This window comes from Roseateles sp. GW823-FHT07B05 (assembly GCF_058794515.1).
On record NZ_JBXAGX010000001.1, the window covers coordinates 94,404 to 114,478 of the forward strand.

A 20,075-nucleotide genomic window follows, 5' to 3' on the forward strand; every position below is an offset into this window, starting at 1 on the left:
CGCGTCAGGCCTTCTGCAGCACGAACCCCGGCGCGGCCACGCCCGGCCACAGTTCGTACAGCACCTCCACCTTGTCGGTGCCGCCGTTGCGCGGGCTGGACGGGATGCCCAGCGCCCGCGCCGCGGCGATGCTGAGCTCGCCCACCTTGTTGGCCGGGCCGCGGTCGGCCACGACGCAGTCCACGCTCTTGCCGCGCCAGGTCACCCGCGCCTTGCAGCCGCGCACCACGCCGGCCGTGCGCTGCACGACGAGCGGCGGCACGACGATGTAGGGCACCGTCTCGGCGTCCACGTAGGCGGCCGGGTCGTCCAGCGCCTTGCCGGCGTGGCGGTACCAGGTGGTGGACGCGATGACGCCGCCGGGGAACACGCGCGGCTGGTTGTCCGGCCCCAGCAGCACGATGTCGCGCGCCCAGTTCTGCGCGCAGACGACGCGGCCGCTGGCGTCGATGCGCATGCCGCCGTTGGCCAGCGCCTCGGTGCCGCTGTCGTCATCGCGATAGGCCGCCGGGCCGCCGGCCTGGCCGTTGGCGCCGTCGGCGTCGATGTCGGCATCGGCGGTGAAATGCACGCGGCCGTCGCTGTCCTCGCGGATGGTGCAGACGAAGCCTTCGCCGTCGATGGTGCCCAGCGTGCGCGACGTGACGGTGGCGGCTGGCGCCACGGCCGGCGCGGCGGCCGGCGGCGTCATCACCTCGGGCGCGGCGGCGTCGCTCAGCATCACCGGCGCGGCCGGCTGGGCGGTGCCCAGCGCGTCCACATGCTCCCAGACGGCCTGCATGCCCTGCGCGTTGATCAGCGCCCGTGCGGCGTCCGACGGGCTGGCCGGGCAGCGGCCCCACTGGAAGTGCGGCAGGTCCGCCATCTTCCAGTCGCCACCCCAGGTGCAGCCGTGCTTCTTGAAGATGGCGCCCACCTTGCGGAACCAGGCGTCGCCCTCTGGCGGCGACCAGAACTTCTGCGCGTGCACCACGTCCACCGCCAGGCCGAAGCCGTGCCAGCTGTGCAGGTTGGACGGCGCGTTGGTCACCGGCTTGTACGGCGGCTTCACGGTGCGGCCGCGCTGGTAGTACATGGCCGCCAGCCCGGCCGAGCGGTAGGCCTCGTAGACGAAGGCGTTGAGCCCGTTGGCGGGGCTGTTGCACTCCGCGATCGCCGCCTCCACCGCAGCGCGGAAGGCCGGCGCCAGGCGGGTGAGGTCGCGGTTGACCATCAGCTCGGAATCGCTGGACCCGGCGCTCATAGCGGAATCTCCTGCGGGTTGGTGCGGCCGTCGCGCCAGGCATGCGCGACGAAGTCGGGCGGTGGCGGCGCCCCCGGTGACGGGGTGGGGGGCGCCGGCGCGTCGGTGGAGGCCTGCGGCGCGGCGGCCGCAGCGACGGTGACCGCAGCGGCACTGACGGCGTCCTTGGACGGGTCGGCGCGGTCCTCGCTGCCTTCCTCGCGGCTCTTCTCGCGCGGCTTCACGGTGGAGCGGATGACCATGAACTTGTTCAGCAGGTCGAACCAGAACGGCGCGCCCAGCATCACGGCGAACGCCGTCATCAGCCAGCCGAACGCGACGCGCACGTGCGAGTAGCCCGTGGGCGTGCACTGAGCGGTGTTCTCGATGCGGCACATCTGCACCGGCGTCAGCTCCCGCACCGACCAGTCCGCGGGGTTCTTCGCGTCGAGGTTGCCGGTGCGCCAACCCATGGGCATGCCCACCTTCTCCAGCTCCTCGCGCGCCCGCTGCGCGGCGGCGATGCCGCTGGCGGCCGACGCGCCGGGTTCAGGGGGCTTCACCTGCGCCGCCGCCGTGACCACCGTTTCGCGCAGCGTCTTGTCCACCGTCAACCGGCCCATCACGTAGATCGCGTCCACGTTCAGCGCGGCCGCCGCCGCCAGGCCCAGCGCGAACAGCACGGTCTGCGTGCGGCGCTTGTACCAGCCCGAGGCGCGGTCCATCGCGCCGTCGAACCAGTTCTGCAGGTTCTGCGTCAGCTGGGCCAGGTCGCCGCCGCTGTGGTCGATGGCGCTCAGCACCGCGCGGCGCAGGAACGGCGACTGCAGCTCGGCCGCACGCTCGCGCAGCTGTGCCAGCGTCAGCGGTGCGTGCGGTGCCGCCTCGCCGCTGGCGCTGGCCGGGCCGCGCGCCACCAGGTCTATCAGTGCCCGCGCGAAATGCCCGGCCGGGATGTAGGACGGCAGGTTGCGGCGCAGCGACCACGGCATCTGCCGCGCGCGCGACACGCCGGGGACCCAGTTCGTCAGCCGGTTCACGGCGAGGTTGCCGGGGTCGTAGCCGCCCTGGTAGAGCGAGGACACCAGCGGGTGCGCGTAGACGTGGGCGGTGAGCTGGCCGCCCTCGTCATCCAGCAGCGTGCGCATGCCGCGCTCCAGGTCCATCGCGCGCCACTTGAAGATGCCTTCGATCCACTCCTTGATGCCGGTGCAGATCAGCGACATCAGCAAGAACAGGAAGGCCATGCCGATGGCCACTTCCAGCGTTTCCGAATTGAACATGGCGTGCAGCCTCCGGTGGTGCGCCGCGATTGGAGGCGCGGGCCCGGCCCGCGTCATCCCCTGTTTTGCTGAGGGCGGGCCGCCCGCTCAGGCCACCAGCAGCGGCCGCGGCGCGTCGGCGCCCGCGGGCTCGGCCACCATCAGGAAGCCCGGCGGCAGCTGGCCCGTCAGCTCGGCCATGGCGAGCAGGAAGGTCGCGAACGGCCAGGCCAGCCCTTCGCCCAGGCCGGTCAGCGACTGGCTGGCCACGGTCACGGCTTCCAGCGCCTCGCGGATGTCGCGCAGCGGCCGCTCCACCCGGGCGCGCGTGGCGGTGGGCAGCTCGCCGTCGGGCGCGTCCTGCAAGGCCTGCCGCACCGCCGCGGCCGAGCCGTGCAGCGCCGCCGCGGCGCGCAGCACGCCGGCGAAGCGGTGGAACACGCAGAACCGCAGGTTGATCTCGGTGACGCCCGAGGAGTCCTTGACGCCGTCGAACCCCAGCCGCGTCGCGTACTCGATGCCGGGGGCGCGCGGCGCCACGTAGCGGGCCTCGTACAGGTCCAGGTACGCCACCATGCGGCCCACGGTGCTGTCGCCCTGGAAGAACTCGTCGGCCTTCTCCCGCAGCGCCTCGCTGGGCGAGGTGGCGGTGAAACCCTTCATGCCGGCATAGACGTCGTCCAGCGCTGCCAGGCCGTGCCGCAGGAAGGCCGCCATCACGGCCGCGCGCGGCTGGGCCTCGAACTTCAGCCAGTCCGCCGGCCCCAGCCTGACCGGCACCGCCACCGTCAGCCCGCGCCAGAACGCGGCGCGCTGCTCCGGCGTGGCGGGCTCGCCCAGCAGCGCGCCCACGTCCCGCGGCGGCCGCACGCCCACGCGTGCCGCGTAGTCGTCCACCAGCGCCTGCACAAAGCCCTTGTCCACCTGGCGGCCGCGGGCGGTGAACGCGCCGTCCAGCGCCACCTCCACGCGCCGCACGCCGTCGGCCAGCGTCAGGCCGGCGCTGACGCCCAGCATCGCGGTGCGCGCCAGCCAGGGGTTCAGCGTGCGCGCATCGACCTGCGCGAGGGCCTTGGCGGCGATCAGCCGGCCCCACAGGTCGGCCTTGAATTCCATGTCGACGAGGCTCACCCGCGTGTCCGTCAGCGCGGCGCCGAACAGCGTCAGCGTGGCCGACTGCGTCTCGATCGCCTTGGCCGCGCTGGTCAGCCAGCCCTCGTCCAGCTCGAACGCATGGCCCGCCTGCGCGGCGTCCACCAGCTCGCCCAGCAGCGCGATGCGGCCGCTGCACAGCGACTGGTACAGCGCCTGCGCGGCGGCCTGGTCGCCCTGGCCGCTGAACCAGCCCGCCACTGCGATGCCGCGCGACTGGCTGCGCTGGATCTGCGTCGCCAGCGTCAGGCTGAGCTTGGCCTTCTTCGCGTCCGACAGCGCCGCCAGCAGCCGCTCGCGCGCCTGGCCATAGGCGCCCAGCGCATGCGTTACGGCCTCGGGCACCGCGCCGTTCAGCCGCTTGAGCTCCTGGCCGATCTTGTCGCCCAGCGCGCCCAGCGGCGCGAGCACGGCGTCCAGCGCCGTACCGGTCTTGCCGGTCAGCGCGGTCTCGAGCGCGGCCACGCGCTGCTGCCACTGCTGCGTGGCCTGCGCCAGCGCGTCGGTGGCGGCCTGCCTCAGCGGCGCCTTGAGCTCGTCGGCCAACGGGCGCTGGCCCAGCAGCCGGTCCAGCCACACGGCCAGCAGCGCGTCCGCGTCGGCCGTGCCGTCCACCAGGCCGGTGAGGGCGCCGTCCAGCACGGCGGTCAACGGCTGCGTGAGCTGGCTCACCCAGCGGGCCTGGGTGGCGCCTGCATCCGCCTGGCCCAGTGCGATGAGGGCCAGCGCCCGCACATCCTCGTCACCGAGCTGGTCCGCGGCGATCTGCGCCAGCCGCTGGCCCAGCGCCGTGCCGGGCTGCGTCAGCGCGGTCAACGCAGCCGGGTCGACTGCTGGCCAGGCCGCCCGCAGCGCGCGCTCGGCGCTGGCCGCCAGCGCGCTCAGGTCCAGCGACGCCGCCAGCGTCAGCGCGAACGCGTCCGAGCGCGCGTCCAGCACCTCCAACTCCACCTTCAACCCCCACCGGTCGTGCCGCTGCTCGGGCCGCACATGCAGGCTGACGTCGGCCGTGCGCGCGAACTTGACGTGGGCATCCACGCCGACGCTCAGGCCGATTTCCGCGCGGTCGCCGTCGAGGCCGTAGGTCCAGCCGCTCCAGCCCTGCCGGGCGCCGGCGCTGAGCTGGGCGTCCAGCGTGCCCGTCAGGTCCAGCCGCAGGCCCCAGAAGTCGGGGCTGGGTGCGAGCGCCATCAGGCCCGTGTAGTCGTTGGGCAGCCGCCAGAAGCGCGTCGACGCGGCCACCGCGTCGACCAGCAGCGTGCTTGTTGCATCGCTGAAATACCAATGCAGCCGTGCGCCGGCCGCCGCCGAGAACGCGGCCGAGGCCTGGCCCCACGTCGAGATGGCCTGCTGGCCGGTGAGCCCGGCGGTGAGCGCCAGGTCCGCGCCCACCGACAGCGCGAGGCGCCCGTCACCCGGGTGGATGTTCAGCTGCTCGCGCAGCGCCTCGTCCAGCACGTCCACCGTCACGACCGCCGAGGCGCCGGCGGTGGCGCCCCAGTCCCAGCCGAACTCGGTGGTCTGCGCCGTGCCGGTGCGGTCCAGCAGCGGCAGCGCGACCTCGGGCTCCGGCTCCTGCGGCAGCTGGCCCAGCGGCGTCAGCAGCAGCTGCCAGTGGCGCTCGGCGCCCAGCGCCTTCAGCGCGTCGGGCAGGGCGGTCGAGAAGTTCCAGGTCTTGAGCCGGGCGATCAGGGCGGGGGCGAGCTGCAGTCCGGGCATGGCGGTCGTTGCGGGAGTGAAGGCCGCGCAGCGTAGCCAGCGCCCGGCGGCGCGCCATCCGCAATATCGTGGAAACCGGCGGGCCGGTCAGTGCGGCTTCTTGGGCTTCTCGAAGCTCTTGGGGCGGTAGACGTTGCCGTCCCATTCGCCGTCGGTGCGGCTGCCTTGCGCGGACTCGCGGGCCCGGCGGATGACGCGGTCGGCCTCCAGCACGGCAGCGCGCGTCTGGCGCTGGCGGCGGCGCCAGCCGATGGCACGGTCCACCTGCGCCCGCAGCCAGTCGCCCAGCCGGTCGAGCGCGGCATCCACGCCGCGGCGCAGCCGCAGCGGCAGGGCCATGTGCACGGCCAGCGCGATGCAGACGGTGAGGCCGAAGGATGCGAGCACGGTGTGAAGCATGGTCTCAGTGTGAACCAAAGCGGCAGCCGCAGCCACCTGCGTTGAGGGGATAAAGACCGGCGGTCAGGCTTTCTGGCGAATCGCCCACAGCGCCAGCATGGCGTCAGGAATCGTCCGGCTGGCCTCGTCGCGGGCCTGGGCCGAGCCTTCGGCCAGCGCGCCGTCGGGGCTGCCCAGCGCGGCGATGGGGGCCAGCAGCGGGCCGGTCTCGGCGCCCTCGAACCACGGCGCCCAGGCGTCGGGCGCCAGGTCCACCGCCGTCAGGAAGCCGGCAGCCCAGTCCTCGGCGTCGGCGTACTCGGTGTCCTCGTCCTCGCCGTCGGCGAAGCTGAAGATGGGCTCCCAGCCCTGCGGGTGCTGGGTCCAGGCGGCGGCGATGGACTGCAGGTGGCGCAGCACCAGCATGACGACCTTCTTGCGCTGCTTGCCGCTGGCGAAGGGGGCGTTGTCGTCGGGGTTTTCGGCGTCGCCACCCCAGACGACGGGCAGCCAGTCGGCACCGGGCAGGGCGGCCAGGTCACGGCCCGGCGTCAGCAGCAGGCCGGCGAGGTAGCCGTCCAGCGCCTCGATGTTCAGCGCGGCGTCGGCGGGCAGCGCGGCCAGCAGTTCGTCGAGGTCGTTCAGTTCCTCGTCGGCCAGCGGGCGGTTGTCGGAGGCGGGGTTGTATTGCGGGTAGTTCATGGGCGGGGTCCTGCGGCTCAGCCGTGGCGGCCGTGGCGGCTCTTGGGTTTCTTGCTGTCGAATTCGGTCAGCTGCGCCTTCAGCAGCGCCATCAGCACGCGGGCATTCTGCTCGGTCATCACCAGCAGGCTGCTGGGCTCCAGGCCTTCGAGGGGTTCGCGGCTGGAGATCAGCGCGTCGACCTTGAACAGCACCTGGCCGTGGACATTGTTGGCGGCGGCCTTGAACTTCTGGATTTCGATCTGGTGGGTCTTCATGGGGCAATGGATGGGCCGGCAGGCCGCCATCTTGCCATTCCGGCCGGCGGGACATTTAATGTGGCGCATGGCCCGGCCCGCTCGACTCGAGATTGCCGGCGCGGTCTACCTGATCGGCGCCCACTGCCCGTCCGAGAGCGGCCGGCCCGCTTTTGCCGACGACGCGGACCGCAGCGAGATGCGCGCGCTGCTGGCCCAGGCGCTGCACCGCTTCGACGCCGTCGCGCTGGCCTATGCGCTGATGCCCGACCACTACGACCTGCTGCTGTTCACGCGCCGGGCCAACCTGTCGGCACTGATGCGCCACGTCAACGGCGTCTACACCCAGCACCGCCAGCGCCGCCACGGCTTCGGTGGGCCGCTGTTCCAGGGGCGCTTCCATGCCGTGCTGGTAGACCGCGAGAAGCACCTGCTGGACGCCTGCCGCTGGGTGGACCTGAACCCGGTGCGCGAGGGGCTGTCGCACGGTGCGGCCGAATGGGCCGGCTCCAGCTTCCGCGCGCTGGCTGGGCTGGAGGCGGCACCTGACTGGCTGGACGTCGACGGCCTGCACAGCCACCTGCTGAACAAGCAGGCCGTCACGGCGGCGCAGCACCGGCTGGCGGGCGACCGCTATGCGCGGCTGGTGGCGTCCGACCCCGGTCTGCAGCTGTGGCCGGGCCGGCTGCGCGAGCAGATCTTCCTGGGCGACGCCGACTTCGCCCGCCGCATGCGCGCCGCCGCGGTGGCGCCCAGGCGCGTGGCGCGCACGCCCTGGGCCGAGTGGCTGCGGCGCGCCGGCGGCATCCGCGAGCAGGCGCTGTGGCTGGCGCATACCGAGGGCGGCGTCGCGATGACGGACCTGGCGGCGCAGCAGGGCCTGTCGGTGTCCCGCATCAGCCGCCTGATCGCCGCAGCGGAAAGAGCGGTTTGAAGCGCCGCGCGCTGCTGCTGGCCGGCCTGCCGCTGGCCGCTCGCGCGGCGGACTACGCCGGCCCGCTGTTCGACGCCCACCTGCACTACAACGACGACGCGCAGCAGCCCCACCCGCCGGCCGACGTGCTGGCGCGCCTGGCCCGCGCGGGCGTGCGCGGCGCGCTGGTCAACAGCCGGCCCAACGACGGCACGCTGCGGCTGGTGGCCGAGCCCGGCGCGCAGTGGGTGCCGTTCGTGCGGCTGTACCGCAACCGGGCCGACTACAGCGGCTGGTTCGCCGACGACAGCATCCGCCGCATGGTGCTGGAGATGCTGGCCCAGGGCAGCCCGGCGGGGCCGTTCCGCGGCCTGGGCGAGTTCCACCTCTACGACAGCGCCAACGCCGACGGCCCCACGGCGGTGGCGCTGATGCAGCTGGCGCGCGAGCGCGGCCTCACCGTGCTGGCGCATGTGGACGCCGCGGCCGTGGACAAGCTGCTGGGCCACGCGCCCGGCGCGTCGCTGATCTGGGCGCACACGGGCATCGCCGGCGAGCCGGTGGCGCGCGTGCGCGAGCTGCTGGGGCGGCACGCCGGCCTGCGCGGCGAACTGTCGTACCGGCCCGGTGTCACCGCCGACGGGCGGCTCACGCCCGAGTGGCGGGTGCTGCTGACGGACCACGCCCACCGCTTCCTGATCGGCTCCGACACCTGGGTCACGCAGCGCTGGCAGCACTACGAGGCCTTGTTCGCCGACTACCGCGGCTGGCTGGGCCAGTTGCCGGGCGAGGTCGCGCAGCGCATCGCGTGGGGCAACGCGGCGGCGCTCTTCCAGCTCAAGGCGGCCGGGCCGTCAGCGTGACGCGCTGGCCCAGCGGGTCGATAGCCCGCGGGCAGGTTCGGCGAAACGGATGTCCAGCACGTACTGCTGCGGCGTGCCGGCCTGGCATTGCAGATCGCCGACGGCCAGGCGCACGGGCGTCTGGTACTGGCGCGAGCCCTGCAGGTTCACCAGCCTGGCGCGGCCGTCGGCGCCCACCTCGAACAGCACGCGCACCTCGGCGTCGCGGCCCACGCGGCGCTTGGCGGCGTCCAGCGCATCGGCCAGCTGGTCGCCCGCGGCGGGGCAGTTGGCGGCGGGCGCGGGGGTGGCGAAGGCCGGCGCGGCGGCCAGCGCCAGAGTCAGCAGAGGCAGGATGACTTTCATGGGATCTCCTTGGCAGGACGTGATGCCGCAAAGTTAGACATCGCCGCCGTGCCTGTCTGCCGCCGTCGGACGAAGCGCAGGATGGAGGCGTCGAACTGCAGGCCGCGCCCGACGCCGGCGCCGCGCCCCTGACTTTCCTCATGGGCGCGGCGGGCCGCGTGCAGCGCCTACGATGCGGGCCATGCTCAAGTTCTTCGTCCAACGCCCCTGGTTGAGTGCGCTCGTCGGCATCCCCGTGGCGGCCGTGCTGCTGGGTGCCATCGTCGCGGCCTTCATCTGGGTGCAACTGCCCGCGCTGGACACGCTGACCGACTACCAGCCCCACCAGCCGCTGCGCGTGCTCAGTGCCGACGGCCAGCTCATCGGCGAGTTCGGTGCCGAGCGGCGCCGCTTCGTACCGCTGAAGGACATCCCCAAGCCCATGCAGGACGCGCTGCTGGCCGTGGAGGACAGCGACTTCTGGACGCACTCGGGCATCGACTTCGGCGGCATCGTGCGGGCGTTCTTCCGCAACCTCACGCACAGCGGCCCGCTGCACGGCGCGTCCACCATCACGCAGCAGCTGGCGCGCGACACCTACCTCAGCAAGGAGCAGCGCTGGACGCGCAAGATCGTCGAGGCGCTGCTGGCCATCAAGATCGAGCATGCGCTGAGCAAGCAGCAGATCCTTGAGATCTACATGAACCAGATCTACCTCGGCAACCGCGCCTACGGCTTTGCCGCGGCGGCCGAGCGCTACTACGGCAAGACGCTGGACAAGCTCTCCACCGCCGAGGTGGCGCTGCTGATCGGCCTGCCCAAGAACCCCAACGGCCTGAACCCGGCGGTCTACCCCGAGCGTGCGCGGCGCCGCCAGGCCGTCGTGCTGGAGCGGCTGGCCAGCGTGGGCCTCATCACGGCCGAGCAGGCCAGGGCCGCGCGCGAGCAGCCGCTGGCCATCCAGCGCCCCAAGCGCCTGGCCGGCGTGGCCGACCATGCCGCCGAGCAGGTGCGCGCCGAGATCGTGGCCCGCTACGGCGAGGACGCCTACACGCGCGGCCTCACCGTGACGACGACGCTGCTGTACGCCGAACAGGCCGCGGCCCAGCAGGCGCTGCGGCATGCGCTGTTCGAGCTGGAGCGCCGCCAGCCCTTCCGCGGCCCGGAGGCGACCGTGCCGCTGCCCGAGGGGGACGGCCTGGACGATGCGCTGGACGCCGCGTTCGACGCCAACCCCGACCTGGGTGAGCTGCGCACCGCCGTGCTGCTGTCGCAGGACAAGGGCGCCGCCACGCTGGTGCTGGCCGACGGCGAGCGCATCACGCTGAAGGGCGCGGCGCTGCGGTCGCTGCAGGGCGCCAAGCGCGGTGCCGTCGTGCGCGTGCTGGAGTCCAACAAGCAGTGGCAGCTCAGCCAGACGCCGCAGGCCGAGGGCGCCGTCGTCACGCTGGACCCGGCCACCGGTGCCATCCGCGCGCTGGTGGGCGGTTTCGACTTCACGCGCAACCAGTTCAACTCCGCTACGCAGGCCTGGCGTCAGCCGGGCTCGGCGTTCAAGCCCTTCGTCTACTCGGCCCTCATCGAGCAGGGCGGCTGGGCCGGCACGCTGGTCAGCGACGAGCCCTTCGTGCAGGGCGACTGGTCGCCGCGCAACTACGACGGCCAGTACGAGGAGGCGCTGACGCTGCGCGAAGGCCTGGCGCGGTCCAAGAACATGGTGACCATCCGCGTCGCCCAGGCGCTGGGCCCGCAGCGGGTGCGTGGCTGGGCGGCCAAGTTCGGGCTGGACGAAGAGCGCCAGCCGCTGAACCTGACCATCGCGCTGGGCACCGGCGACGTCACGCCGCTGCAGATGGCCCAGGCCTACGGCGCCTTCGCCAACGCCGGCCAGCTGCCCACCGGCTGGCTGATCCAGAAGGTGCAGGACGCGCAGGGCGAGACCATCTGGCAGGCCGACCCGCCCAAGCCGCGCACGGCCGTCAGCGCGCGCAACGCGTTCATGACGTCGCAGCTGCTCGCCGCCGTCACGCGTGAGGGCACCGGTGCGCGCGCCAGCGCGATGCTGGGCCGCTGGGACCTGTACGGCAAGACCGGCACCACCAACGACGCCGTCGACGCCTGGTTCTGCGGCTTCCAGGCCGCGCGGGCCGGCGCGGTGTGGATCGGCTACCCCAAGCCGAAGTCGCTGGGCGAGCGCGAGAGCGGCGGCGGGCTGGCGCTGCCGGTCTGGGCCGCGACGATGGCCGTGGCGCTCAAGGGCCAGCCCAACACGCTGCTGGCGCCGCCCGAGGACGGCGGGCTCGTGAAGGTGGGCGACGACTGGTTCTACAGCGAGTTCGCCGGCGACCTGGCCATCGCCCGCATCGGCGTGGCCGCGTCGGCGCCGCAGGAGGCGGCGTCGGACGTGCCGCCCCCGACTCCCTGAGCGCGCCGCTGCCCACTGGCGCCGGCGGCGACCGGTGTGGCGACTTACGCAAGCAACGTGGGGTAACAGCTGTCCGGGAGGCCCGGCCCTAGAGTGGGTGCCTCCGCTGCCACAGACCCGATCGCCCATGCGCCACGTCCTGCCTGCCCTTTCCGCGTCGACCCTGCTGCTGTTTGCCGGCTGTGCCGCCGTGCAGGACGGGCGGCCGGGGCGCCCGCCGGTGCAGGGCAGCATGGCCCAGGCGCCGTCGGTGGCGGGCGTGGCGCAGGAGAGCTTCGGCAAGGCCGGCTGGGGCCGGCAGGGCGAGTTCATGCTCAGCGGCCAGCGCGTGCGCTACGAGCGCGGGGCCGAGCGGCTGTCGCTGTTCGACCCGCTGCCCGCCGGCGTGCGTGCGCCGCTGAGCTTCAGCGCCGGCGACGTGGTGGTGAGCTGCGAGGGCTGGACGCCCGAGCAGAGCGCCAACGGCCGCCTGACCGACAGCAAGCCCTGGGTGTTGAGCTGCAAATGGGGCGCGGGGCCCGCGGCCATGCTGCAGATCGGCGAGGGCCAGATGCGCCGGGGCAAGCTCAGCCGCGAAGGCGCCTACCGCCGTGGCGAGCTGACCGTGGGCCTGCGCTCGGCGCATCTGCTGGACGGCAGCCCGCAGCCGCAGACCGCGGCCGTCGGCTACGAGATGCTGCACCAGGGCACCGTGGTGGGCAGCCTGGACCTCAGCGGTCCCGTGCCGCGGCTGCGCCGGCCCGACCCGGCCACGCCGCTGGGCCGCGCAGTCACGGAAGCTGCGCTCGCGCTGGCGCTGGTCTCGGAGCCCGCCGGCACGCGCTGACCGCGACGGGCATGACGCCCGTCACGGGTGAGGACCGGCAGGGGCCGGCGCGATGCCGAGGGAGGGGCTGCACAGCCCCTGTGGGCCGCGTTTGCGACAGCACCGGCCCGCGAGTAGGCGCGTCGCGAAGCTGGGGCTGGCCGCCCCAGCGAGCGGCGCAACACCCGCGCGGGCCGGTGCTGTCGCAAACCCGCAGGGGCGTGGCTTTGCCGGCGCGGGGCGGCGTTGCGAACCTTGCCCAGGCACGAGCCTGGGCGGCGGTCAGCGCCTTGCCCCGCATCCGGCAAAGACCTCGCCGCGGCCCGCAGGGGCTGTGCAGACCCTCCCTGGAGTCCGGCCTTCCCTGTGACGTGAAGGACCGGTGATGTGGAAGACGAGGGCGGCGATGGCCGCGGTGGGCGTGGTGCTGCTGGCCGGCTGCGGCGTGGTGCGCGAGGCGCGCATGGCGCAGCCCGCGTCGCTGGCGGCGGTGCAGGAGGAGTCGTTCGGCAAGCCGGGCTGGGGGCGCAGCGGCGAGTTCGCGCTGGCCGGCCAGCGCGTGCGCTACGAGCGTGGCGCGGACCGGCTGTCGCTGTTCGACACGCTGGCCACCGGCCGTGCGCCGCTGCGCTACACCTGGGCCGGCCCGACCGGTGACCGCGAGGCCGACTGCACGGCCCGTCAGACCGAGGTGACGGCCGGCGTGCTGGCGCTGGCCACCAAGCCCTGGACGCTGAACTGCCGCTGGCGCGGCGCGTCGGACGCGACGCTGCACATCGGCGAAGGCCGCGTGCAGTGGGGCCAGCAGACGCGCGAGGGCCGCTACCAGCGCGGCGACCTCACGCTGGGCCTGCGCTCCGTGCACCAGCTGGAAGGCAGCGCCTTCGCGACGGCGGCGCCGGTGGGCTACGAGCTGCTGCTGGGCGAGCGCGTCGTTGGCAGCGTGGACCTGAGCCGCGGCGTGCCGCGCCTGCGCCGCCCCGACCCGGCGACGCCGCTGGGCCAGGCCGTCACCGAGGCCGCACTCGCGCTCGCACTGGTGTGGGAGCCGGCCTGAGCGGCATGGCGGCCGTGGCCCGGGCCCACAATCGAGCCATGACCGTCGACGCCACCCGCTACGCCGAACAAGGCTATCTCGTCATCCCGGGCTTCAAGTCTGCCGCCGACATCGCCGCGCTGCGCCAGCGTGCGCTGCAGATCGTCGACGCCTTCGACCCCGGCGAGCAGCGCCCCGTGTTCACGACCGAGGAGCAGCAGCGCCACGTCGACGACTACTTCCTCGACAGCGGCGACCAGGTGCGCTGCTTCTTCGAGGAAGAGGCCTTCGACGAGCAGGGCCGGCTGCGCGTGCCCAAGGAACTGGCCATCAACAAGATCGGCCATGCGATGCACGACCTGGACCCGGTGTTCAGCGCGTTCTCCAAGGGCGACGCGCTGCGCGGCGTGGCCGCGGCGCTGGGGCTGGCCCGGCCGCAGGTCTGGCAGAGCATGTTCATCTTCAAGCAGCCCGGCATCGGCGGCGAGGTGCGCTGGCACCAGGACGCCAGCTTCTTCGAAAGCGACCCCGTCACCGTGACGACGTTCTGGTTCGCGCTGGAAGACGCCACGCTGCAGAACGGCTGCCTGTGGACGGAACCCGGCGGCCACCGCGGCCCGCGCGGCGTGCTGCGCGAGCGCTTCGTGCGTGAAGGCCGCAAGGCGTGGATGGAGCAGATCGACGCCACGCCCTGGCCCGCGGCGGACTCCGCGCAGGCCATCCCGCTGGAGGTGGAGGCCGGCTCGCTGGTCGTCTTCCACGGCCTGCTGCCGCACTACTCGGCCGCCAACCGCTCCGCCCGGTCGCGCCATGCGTACACGCTGCACGTGACCGATGGCGCCAGCCGCTACTCGCCGCGCAACTGGCTGCAGCGTGACGAGACGTTGCCGGTTCGCGGCTTCTAGCCCGTCTGCTCACCGCGCTCACAACTGGTCACGCCCCCGGTCTCTTGTCCTACAAGACGAGGGGCCTTGCGCCGGCAGGTCGCCCGCCCGGGTCACCTCAAAGTTGTCCTCACCGCAACGTCGATCCCGACGACAGGAGGCAACATGAAATTCCCGAAATCGATGCACGCCGACGGCTGGGCCAACCACATCGAAGCCACCGATGCGCCCAAGAGGTCCAACCCCCTGGGCCCGGCGGGCTCCCGCCGCGGCGCCGGCGCCAAGATCTCGATCACCGCACCGCTGCATGACGGCCCGCCGGCCGCCGACACCACGCGCCTGCAAGCGCCGACCGCGTCGCCGCGCATCGACCCCGCGCCCACCGCGACGGGCGCTCGCACCGCCGCGCTGCCGCCGCAGCGCCAGAACTCGTCGAGCTGGGTGGTGCCCGCCGCGGCCGGCGCCATCGTCATCGCCGGTGTGGCCATGTGGGCAGTGAACCGCTCGCACGTCGAGCCGACCACGCCGCCGGCCCTGGTGACTGGCAGCGTCGAGCCCGCGACGCAGGTGGCCGCGGCCACGCCCGAACCCGCGCCGGCCGCGGACCGTGACGACAGCGCCGCCGCCACGCTCACCCCGCCGGGGGCGCTGCCGGAGCCCGCGCCCGCCGCCGAGCCCGCCCGCCTGGGCCCGCCGGTGACGACGGTCAAGCCTGCCGCGGAGCCTCGCCCCACCGCAGTGGCCAAGGCCGATGTGCCTGCGCCTCGCTCTGACATGGTGTTGCGCGCCAACCCGCGTGACACGGCGCCGGCGCCCACGCCGTACCTCCAGCCGGTCACACCAGTCGCGCCGGTCGCCGCGGCGCCGGTCGACACGCTGCCGCAGGGCAGCGCGCCGATCAACCTGCCGCCCACGGCCGCCGGCCCGGTCGCGGTGGCCACGCCCCAGGCGGTGCCGCAGGCCACGCCGGCGCCTGACACGGCCGCTCCGGTCGCCGCCGCGCCCGGCACGGCGCTGCCTGCCCAGGCTGCGCTGCCGGCAGCGGAGGACAGTGGTATCACGTTGAAGGTGCGCAGCGCGCTGCTGGCCGACGCGACGCTGGCCGCCGTGCCCATCGCCGTCAGCACCGACCATGGCGTCGTGAAGCTGGAAGGCCAGGCGCCCGACGCGCCCACCCGTGAGCGTGCGACGGTCGTGGCCGCCAGCGCCGTGGGCGTGAAGGCGGTGGACAACCGCCTCACGCTGCCGCCGGCCACCGTGGTGGGCCAGGCCCCCACCAGCACGCTCTGAGCGCGCAGGCCTGACGCAAAAAAGGCGCCCCGCGGGGCGCCTCTTTCATGGGCAGGGCCGGTTCAGTGGCAGAACGCGTGGCGGGCCGGCGCCAGTTCGGCGTCGATCAGCGCTTCTTCCGTCACGTCGCGGGCGGCTTCCAGCTGCAGGCACAGCTCGGTGATGCCGTCGTCGCGGCCGCCGACGACCTCGGGCAGCGGCGCGGTGGCGATGTCGGTGGGCAGGTCGGCCAGCGCACCGATGAGCTGGAACAGCAGTTCCAGGCTGGCTTCGCCGTCCTGCGGCAGGTCGCGCGCGGCGCCCAGGCTGCGGGCCAGGTAGTAGCAGGCCTCGGCGGCGTTGTCGCAGGCCTGGGCCTTGAGTTCCAGGGCGCGGTTGCGGGCGTCGGCTTCCTCGCGCTCGTGCTGCGACTGCAGCGCGTCGAACGCGCCCAGGTCGGCCGGGACGGCATCGTCAAGCGAGAACGCGGCGAGATCGAGTTCGTTGGCCATGGTGGGGTCGGCGGTTCGGTCGAAGAACGGGTGTCATGCTAACGGCGCCGGGGGCGAGGGGGTGCCCCCTCATCCCGGGCGCCGCGGCACGATCCGCGGAACTAAGTCACTATTCAGCGCTTCTTCGCCGGACGCGTCCAGCCGGAAATGGCCACCTGTTTGCCGCGAGCCACAGCGAGGTCGCCCGGGTTGACGTCCTTGGTGATCGTTGAGCCGCCGCCGATGGTGGCGCCCGCGCCCAGCGTCACCGGGGCCACCAGCACGCAGTTGGAGCCCACGTGCACGTCGGCGGCGATGGTGGTGCGGTGCTTGTTGGCGCCGTCGTAGTTGGCCGTGATGGAGCCGGCGCCGAAGTTGACGCGCTCGCCCACGGTGGCGTCGCCCAGGTAGGCCAGGTGGTTGGCCTTGGCGCCGTCGGCCAGCGTCGCGTTCTTGACCTCGACGAAGTTGCCGATGTGCACCTCGGCGCCCAGCTGCGCGCCGGGGCGCAGGCGGGCGAACGGGCCGATCAGCGCGCCGGCGCCGACGCTGGCGCCCAGCTTCTCGCCGTCGATGTGCGTGAACTCATGGATGCGGGCGCCGGACGCGATGCTGACGTTGCGGATGACGCAGTTGGCGCCGATGCGCACGTTGTCGCCCAGCTGCACGTCGCCTTCGAACACGCAGTTGACGTCGATCTCGCAGTCCTGGCCGTGCGTCAGCGTGCCGCGCAGGTCGAAGCGGGCGGGGTCGGCCAGGCGCACGCCGGCGCGCATCAGGTCCTCGGCCTGCTGGGCCTGGAAGGCGCGCTCCAGCTGCGCGAGCTGCACCGGGTCGTTGACGCCCAGCACCTCGGTCTCGCTGCCGGCCTTGATGCCCAGCACCGGCAGGCCTTCCGCGACGGCCATCGCGACGATGTCGGTCAGGTAGTACTCGCCCTGGGCGTTGTTGTTGCTGAGCTGGCCCACCCAGCGCTTCAGCGCGGCCGTGGGGGCGGCCATCATGCCGCTGTAGCCCTCGTGGATGAGGCGCTGCTCGGGCGTGGCGTCCTTGTGCTCGACGATGGCCAGCACGCCGCCGTCGTCCTTGTTGCGGATGATGCGGCCGTAGCCGGTGGGGTCGAACAGGTCCACCGTCAGCAGCACGAGCGCGTGGCCGGCACAGGCGTCGATGAGCGCCTTGGCGGTGGCTGTCTCGATGAGGGGCACGTCGCCGTTGAGGATCAGCGTCGTGCCGTCGCCCACCAGGGCCGGCACGACCTGCTGGATGGCGTGGCCGGTGCCCAGCTGCGGCATCTGGCGCACGAAGGTGATGCCGGGCGCCTGCACGGCTGCTTCGACCTGCTCGGCGCCATGGCCCGTGATGACGATGCGCGCGTCGGCGGCCAGCGGCTCGCCGCTGCCGAGCACATGCGCCAGCAGCGAGCGGCCCGCGAGCTTGTGCAACACCTTGGGCGTTGCGGACTTCATGCGGGTGCCCTTGCCCGCCGCCATGATCACGATGTTGAGCGCCATGCCTGCCTTGCGACTTCTTTTTGCGAAGCCGCGATTATGGGCAGGCCGGCCGCCCGGCCGTGCTCAGCGCGATGCCTGTACGGAGATGCGGTGCGACTTCGGGTCGACCTTGGGGAACTCGGCCAGCGACGCGGAGAACAGCGGCCCCAGCAGCCCGTCGCCGGCGGAGAGGCCCTCGTTGCTGGCATGCGCCTCGTACAGCGCCTCGCCGCTGGCGCGGTCGCGCAGCAGCACGGCCACGGCGCGGTCGTAGCGGCGGTCGAAGAACGGGTCCTGGCGCCAGCCCCAGGGGCCGGGGCCCACGTAGCCGTAGCGCGGCGAGATCATCAGCCGGCCGCGCCAGCGCCACCACAGCGGGTCGTCCCAGGGCACGGGGTCGTAGGCGGTCACGCGGGCGCCCAGCGTGACGAGCACGTCGGCGGTCTTGGCGTCGGCGGCCGGTGTGAAACCGGCCTTCTCCAGCGCCGGGCGCACGGCGTCTTCCAGCGCGGTCTGGCGCTTGGCGGCTTCCTCGTTCTGCTGCTGCGAGGGCAGGCGGTCGAAGGCGTAGGTGCCGGGCTTGCGGTCGGCAGGCCAGTTGCCATAACTGGACACGTCGGCGGACACGGTGTACGGGCCGGCGCAGCCGGTGACGGCCAGCAGGGCCGCGGCGCTCAGGCTGGTGAGCACCAGCCGGCGGGTGGGTGTGAACATGCGAGCCTCCAGGGTTGGGCTGTACGGACGATCTTCAGGCGGGCAGTTTGCCGCACTGTGTCCGGACGCAACCAGATGTCAGCCGGTGGCGGCACAAAAACGCTGGCGCCCGACGCCCCCAGGGGCGGTCACGGCCCGTTCGATTCGCAGGCGGCCGGCGTGGGCGGCTGCACGAGGTCGGGGGGCGGGGCTTGCGTCGCGTCGTCCGTGACGACGGCCTTGCAGCGGCCCGGCGCGTAGACGCGCTGGGACACGGTGTAGGCCCGGCCCGCCTCGGGCGTGAAGCTGACGAGGCTGGTGCAGGTGTAGCGGGTCAACGGGCCGTTCACGCCGGTCACCGACACGGCGCTGGATGACGTGCCCTGCACGGCCACGTGCAGCGGCTGGCGGGCGCGCACCCGGGTGGACTTGGGGGTCTCGGACAAGTCGTAAGCCTTGCCCACGGTGCCAATGCGCCCGGACGCCGGCGAGGCCTGGCAGCCGCCGTTGTCGAAGACGCTGACGGTGGTCCAGGACGGAAAGTCCTTGCCCTGGTGCGCGATGGTCAGCGTGGCGGCCGGCGCGCTCGGCGGCGGCTCGGCGTAGCGGGTGGCGCAGCCGGCCAGCAGTGCCAGCCCGGCGGCGCCGGCCCATGCGCAGAGCCGGCGCGTCACTTGACGATGGTGATGCCGACGCTCTGCACGGGCGGGGCGCAGCTCTCGTCATCGTCGAACGCGATGTCGCCGCCGGCATCGGCAACGCCTGTCGCCTTGATGGTCTCGAACGGGAACAGCTTCTTGTCCATCATGTGCGAGGGCACGATGTTGGTCATGGCGGTGAAGATGTTGTCGATGCGGCCCGGGTAGCGCTTCTCCCACTCGTTGATCATGGCCTTGACCTGCACGCGCTGCAGGTTCTCCTGGCTGCCGCACAGGTTGCACGGAATGATGGGGAACTCGCGGTGCTCGGCCCAGCGCACGAGGTCGGGCTCCTTCACGTAGGCCAGCGGGCGGATGACGACGTTCTTGCCGTCGTCGCTGACGAGCTTGGGCGGCATGCCCTTCATGCGGCTGCCGAAGAACATGTTCAGGAACAGCGTCGTGACGATGTCGTCGCGGTGGTGGCCCAGCGCGATCTTGGTGCAGCCCAGGTCGCCGGCCACGCGGTACAGGATGCCGCGGCGCAGGCGCGAGCACAGGCTGCACGTCGTCTTGCCCTCGGGCACCAGCTTCTTGACGATGGAGTACGTGTCCTGGTTCTCGATGTGGAAGTCGACGCCGCGGCTCTTGAGGTACGCGGGCAGCACTTCTTCCGGAAAGCCGGGCTGCTTCTGGTCGAGGTTGACGGCGATGAGGCTGAACTTGATGGGTGCGCGCTGCTGCAGGTTCAGCAGGATGTCCAGCATCGCGTAGCTGTCCTTGCCACCGGACAGGCAGACCATGACCTTGTCGCCGTCTTCGATCATGTTGAAGTCGGTGATGGCCTGGCCCACCTGGCGGTGCAGGCGCTTGGACAGCTTGTTGATCTCGTGCGCGGCCTTCTTGGCGGCGATGTCTTCGGCGGAGGCGGCCGGGGCGTGGTCGATGACGTCGGTGTTCATGGCGGTCGGGGAGTTCGTGGGGATGGTCACCATTGGCCGGTTTCGGCGCTGACGGCGACTTCGCAGTCCGGGAAGATTTCGAGCTTGGTCAGCTTCACGCGCACGCCGACGACGCCGGCCAGGCTCATCAGGCGGTTGCTGAGCTTGCCCACCAGCGCCTCGACGAGGTCGGTGTGCTCGGTGGTGCATTCGTCGATGATGGCCGCGCGGATGCGGCGGTAGTCGAGCACGCGGCCGATGTCGGCGTCGCGCGCGACGATGGGCAGCGCGCCGAGGTTGACCTCGGCGTCCACCTGGATGGGCTGCGGGCCGGTGCGCTCGAAGTCGAGGATGCCCAGGTTGGCCGCGAAGCGCAGCCCCTGCAGGTGGATGACCTGGCGGTTGTTGAAGCGCTGCGGCGCGGCCGTGGGGCCCTCCGGGCGCAGCGCCTGCTCGATGAGCTTGGCGGCCTGCACGCCGTCGGCCAGCGCCGTCTGCACGCAGGGGTGCCAGCGGCCGCTGGCGTCGCCGGCGACGAAGGCGTGCGGGCGGTCGTGCTCGCTGAGCAGCTGGAAGGCGGAGGGCTCGGTCTCGAAGCCCAGCAGCGCGGCGACGACGTCGAAGCGCTC

General features: G+C 72.8%; 20 protein-coding genes. 7 read left to right on the top strand and 13 right to left on the bottom strand.

Annotated features, from left to right (window positions below; all coding sequences use genetic code 11):
* Nucleotides 1-4: 4 nt before the first annotated feature.
* The 6 genes from AC1Q7O_RS00445 to AC1Q7O_RS00470 form a co-directional block, all read right to left on the bottom strand.
* Nucleotides 5-1,243 carry a M15 family metallopeptidase gene (locus AC1Q7O_RS00445; protein ID WP_492660233.1) on the bottom strand — a complete coding sequence of 413 codons (1,239 nt, stop codon included), beginning with the start codon at nucleotides 1,241-1,243 and terminating at the stop codon, nucleotides 5-7.
* Nucleotides 1,240-2,505 (bottom strand): hypothetical protein, encoded by a 1,266-nt coding sequence (locus AC1Q7O_RS00450; RefSeq protein WP_492660232.1) that lies wholly within the window; start codon nucleotides 2,503-2,505, stop codon nucleotides 1,240-1,242. The genes AC1Q7O_RS00445 and AC1Q7O_RS00450 overlap by 4 nt, the downstream gene beginning before the upstream one ends.
* 87 nt (nucleotides 2,506-2,592) lie before the next feature.
* Nucleotides 2,593-5,355: a hypothetical protein gene (locus AC1Q7O_RS00455; RefSeq protein ID WP_492660231.1), complete on the bottom strand. Its 2,763-nt coding sequence runs from the start codon at nucleotides 5,353-5,355 to the stop codon at nucleotides 2,593-2,595.
* A gap of 87 nt (nucleotides 5,356-5,442) precedes the next feature.
* Nucleotides 5,443-5,754 (bottom strand): hypothetical protein, encoded by a 312-nt coding sequence (locus tag AC1Q7O_RS00460; protein WP_492660230.1) that lies wholly within the window; start codon nucleotides 5,752-5,754, stop codon nucleotides 5,443-5,445.
* Between the two features lie 63 nt (nucleotides 5,755-5,817).
* The gene (locus AC1Q7O_RS00465; RefSeq protein WP_492660229.1) at nucleotides 5,818-6,435 is read right to left on the bottom strand and encodes a UPF0149 family protein; all 618 of its coding nucleotides are present in this window, start codon (nucleotides 6,433-6,435) and stop codon (nucleotides 5,818-5,820) included.
* A gap of 17 nt (nucleotides 6,436-6,452) precedes the next feature.
* Entirely contained in the window at nucleotides 6,453-6,692 is a 240-nt protein-coding gene (locus AC1Q7O_RS00470; protein WP_492660228.1) for a hypothetical protein, read from the bottom strand.
* A 67-nt stretch (nucleotides 6,693-6,759) separates the two neighbouring features.
* Between AC1Q7O_RS00470 and AC1Q7O_RS00475 the strand changes: the two genes are divergently transcribed.
* Both AC1Q7O_RS00475 and AC1Q7O_RS00480 read left to right on the top strand, forming a co-directional pair.
* Nucleotides 6,760-7,605 carry a transposase gene (locus AC1Q7O_RS00475; protein ID WP_492660227.1) on the top strand — a complete coding sequence of 282 codons (846 nt, stop codon included), beginning with the start codon at nucleotides 6,760-6,762 and terminating at the stop codon, nucleotides 7,603-7,605.
* Nucleotides 7,602-8,447, top strand: a complete 846-nt coding sequence (locus AC1Q7O_RS00480) for an amidohydrolase family protein (protein ID WP_492660226.1) — start codon at nucleotides 7,602-7,604, stop codon at nucleotides 8,445-8,447. Before AC1Q7O_RS00475 ends, AC1Q7O_RS00480 begins: the two co-directional genes overlap by 4 nt.
* Here AC1Q7O_RS00480 and AC1Q7O_RS00485 read toward each other — a convergent pair.
* Nucleotides 8,439-8,792, bottom strand: coding sequence for a hypothetical protein (locus AC1Q7O_RS00485; protein ID WP_492660225.1), 354 nt, complete (start codon nucleotides 8,790-8,792; stop codon nucleotides 8,439-8,441). The genes AC1Q7O_RS00480 and AC1Q7O_RS00485 overlap by 9 nt on opposite strands.
* A gap of 181 nt (nucleotides 8,793-8,973) precedes the next feature.
* Between AC1Q7O_RS00485 and AC1Q7O_RS00490 the strand changes: the two genes are divergently transcribed.
* From AC1Q7O_RS00490 to AC1Q7O_RS00510, 5 genes are all read left to right on the top strand, one after another.
* Nucleotides 8,974-11,196, top strand: a complete 2,223-nt coding sequence (locus AC1Q7O_RS00490) for a penicillin-binding protein 1A (RefSeq protein ID WP_492660224.1) — start codon at nucleotides 8,974-8,976, stop codon at nucleotides 11,194-11,196.
* Nucleotides 11,197-11,323: 127 nt separating this feature from the next.
* Nucleotides 11,324-12,022 (top strand): hypothetical protein, encoded by a 699-nt coding sequence (locus tag AC1Q7O_RS00495; RefSeq protein WP_492660223.1) that lies wholly within the window; start codon nucleotides 11,324-11,326, stop codon nucleotides 12,020-12,022.
* 364 nt (nucleotides 12,023-12,386) lie between these two features.
* Nucleotides 12,387-13,058 (top strand): hypothetical protein, encoded by a 672-nt coding sequence (locus AC1Q7O_RS00500; RefSeq protein WP_492660222.1) that lies wholly within the window; start codon nucleotides 12,387-12,389, stop codon nucleotides 13,056-13,058.
* A gap of 38 nt (nucleotides 13,059-13,096) precedes the next feature.
* The gene (locus AC1Q7O_RS00505) at nucleotides 13,097-13,942 is read left to right on the top strand and encodes a phytanoyl-CoA dioxygenase family protein (RefSeq protein ID WP_492660221.1); all 846 of its coding nucleotides are present in this window, start codon (nucleotides 13,097-13,099) and stop codon (nucleotides 13,940-13,942) included.
* Nucleotides 13,943-14,086: 144 nt separating this feature from the next.
* Complete coding sequence (locus tag AC1Q7O_RS00510) at nucleotides 14,087-15,211, top strand: BON domain-containing protein (protein WP_492660220.1); 1,125 nt, start codon at nucleotides 14,087-14,089, stop codon at nucleotides 15,209-15,211.
* A 62-nt stretch (nucleotides 15,212-15,273) separates the two neighbouring features.
* Here the strand turns inward: AC1Q7O_RS00510 and AC1Q7O_RS00515 are convergent, their stop codons facing one another.
* The 6 genes from AC1Q7O_RS00515 to AC1Q7O_RS00540 form a co-directional block, all read right to left on the bottom strand.
* Nucleotides 15,274-15,702 (bottom strand): hypothetical protein, encoded by a 429-nt coding sequence (locus AC1Q7O_RS00515; protein WP_492660219.1) that lies wholly within the window; start codon nucleotides 15,700-15,702, stop codon nucleotides 15,274-15,276.
* Between the two features lie 113 nt (nucleotides 15,703-15,815).
* Nucleotides 15,816-17,195 (bottom strand): bifunctional UDP-N-acetylglucosamine diphosphorylase/glucosamine-1-phosphate N-acetyltransferase GlmU, encoded by a 1,380-nt coding sequence (glmU, locus tag AC1Q7O_RS00520; RefSeq protein ID WP_492660218.1) that lies wholly within the window; start codon nucleotides 17,193-17,195, stop codon nucleotides 15,816-15,818.
* Between the two features lie 63 nt (nucleotides 17,196-17,258).
* Nucleotides 17,259-17,888 (bottom strand): DUF4136 domain-containing protein, encoded by a 630-nt coding sequence (locus tag AC1Q7O_RS00525; RefSeq protein ID WP_492660217.1) that lies wholly within the window; start codon nucleotides 17,886-17,888, stop codon nucleotides 17,259-17,261.
* 128 nt (nucleotides 17,889-18,016) lie between these two features.
* A complete protein-coding gene (locus AC1Q7O_RS00530) occupies nucleotides 18,017-18,541 on the bottom strand; it encodes a hypothetical protein (protein ID WP_492660216.1) in 525 nt (174 codons plus the stop codon).
* Nucleotides 18,538-19,497 (bottom strand): tRNA 2-thiocytidine(32) synthetase TtcA, encoded by a 960-nt coding sequence (ttcA, locus tag AC1Q7O_RS00535; protein WP_492660317.1) that lies wholly within the window; start codon nucleotides 19,495-19,497, stop codon nucleotides 18,538-18,540. Before ttcA ends, AC1Q7O_RS00530 begins: the two co-directional genes overlap by 4 nt.
* Nucleotides 19,494-19,892, bottom strand: a complete 399-nt coding sequence (locus AC1Q7O_RS00540; RefSeq protein WP_394513008.1) for a dihydroneopterin aldolase — start codon at nucleotides 19,890-19,892, stop codon at nucleotides 19,494-19,496. Before AC1Q7O_RS00540 ends, ttcA begins: the two co-directional genes overlap by 4 nt.
* Between the last annotated feature and the right edge of the window lie 183 nt (nucleotides 19,893-20,075).

Bases quoted from the DNA above. Each gene is read 5' to 3' on its own strand.
- AC1Q7O_RS00445 (WP_492660233.1), bottom strand. From the start codon at position 1,243: ATGAGCGCCGGGTCCAGCGATTCCGAGCTGATGGTCAACCGCGACCTC.
- AC1Q7O_RS00450 (WP_492660232.1), bottom strand. From the start codon at position 2,505: ATGTTCAATTCGGAAACGCTGGAAGTGGCCATCGGCATGGCCTTCCTG.
- AC1Q7O_RS00455 (WP_492660231.1), bottom strand. From the start codon at position 5,355: ATGCCCGGACTGCAGCTCGCCCCCGCCCTGATCGCCCGGCTCAAGACC.
- AC1Q7O_RS00460 (WP_492660230.1), bottom strand. From the start codon at position 5,754: ATGCTTCACACCGTGCTCGCATCCTTCGGCCTCACCGTCTGCATCGCG.
- AC1Q7O_RS00465 (WP_492660229.1), bottom strand. From the start codon at position 6,435: ATGAACTACCCGCAATACAACCCCGCCTCCGACAACCGCCCGCTGGCC.
- AC1Q7O_RS00470 (WP_492660228.1), bottom strand. From the start codon at position 6,692: ATGAAGACCCACCAGATCGAAATCCAGAAGTTCAAGGCCGCCGCCAAC.
- AC1Q7O_RS00475 (WP_492660227.1), top strand. From the start codon at position 6,760: ATGGCCCGGCCCGCTCGACTCGAGATTGCCGGCGCGGTCTACCTGATC.
- AC1Q7O_RS00485 (WP_492660225.1), bottom strand. From the start codon at position 8,792: ATGAAAGTCATCCTGCCTCTGCTGACTCTGGCGCTGGCCGCCGCGCCG.
- AC1Q7O_RS00490 (WP_492660224.1), top strand. From the start codon at position 8,974: ATGCTCAAGTTCTTCGTCCAACGCCCCTGGTTGAGTGCGCTCGTCGGC.
- AC1Q7O_RS00495 (WP_492660223.1), top strand. From the start codon at position 11,324: ATGCGCCACGTCCTGCCTGCCCTTTCCGCGTCGACCCTGCTGCTGTTT.
- AC1Q7O_RS00500 (WP_492660222.1), top strand. From the start codon at position 12,387: ATGTGGAAGACGAGGGCGGCGATGGCCGCGGTGGGCGTGGTGCTGCTG.
- AC1Q7O_RS00505 (WP_492660221.1), top strand. From the start codon at position 13,097: ATGACCGTCGACGCCACCCGCTACGCCGAACAAGGCTATCTCGTCATC.
- AC1Q7O_RS00510 (WP_492660220.1), top strand. From the start codon at position 14,087: ATGAAATTCCCGAAATCGATGCACGCCGACGGCTGGGCCAACCACATC.
- AC1Q7O_RS00515 (WP_492660219.1), bottom strand. From the start codon at position 15,702: ATGGCCAACGAACTCGATCTCGCCGCGTTCTCGCTTGACGATGCCGTC.
- glmU (WP_492660218.1), bottom strand. From the start codon at position 17,195: ATGGCGCTCAACATCGTGATCATGGCGGCGGGCAAGGGCACCCGCATG.
- AC1Q7O_RS00525 (WP_492660217.1), bottom strand. From the start codon at position 17,888: ATGTTCACACCCACCCGCCGGCTGGTGCTCACCAGCCTGAGCGCCGCG.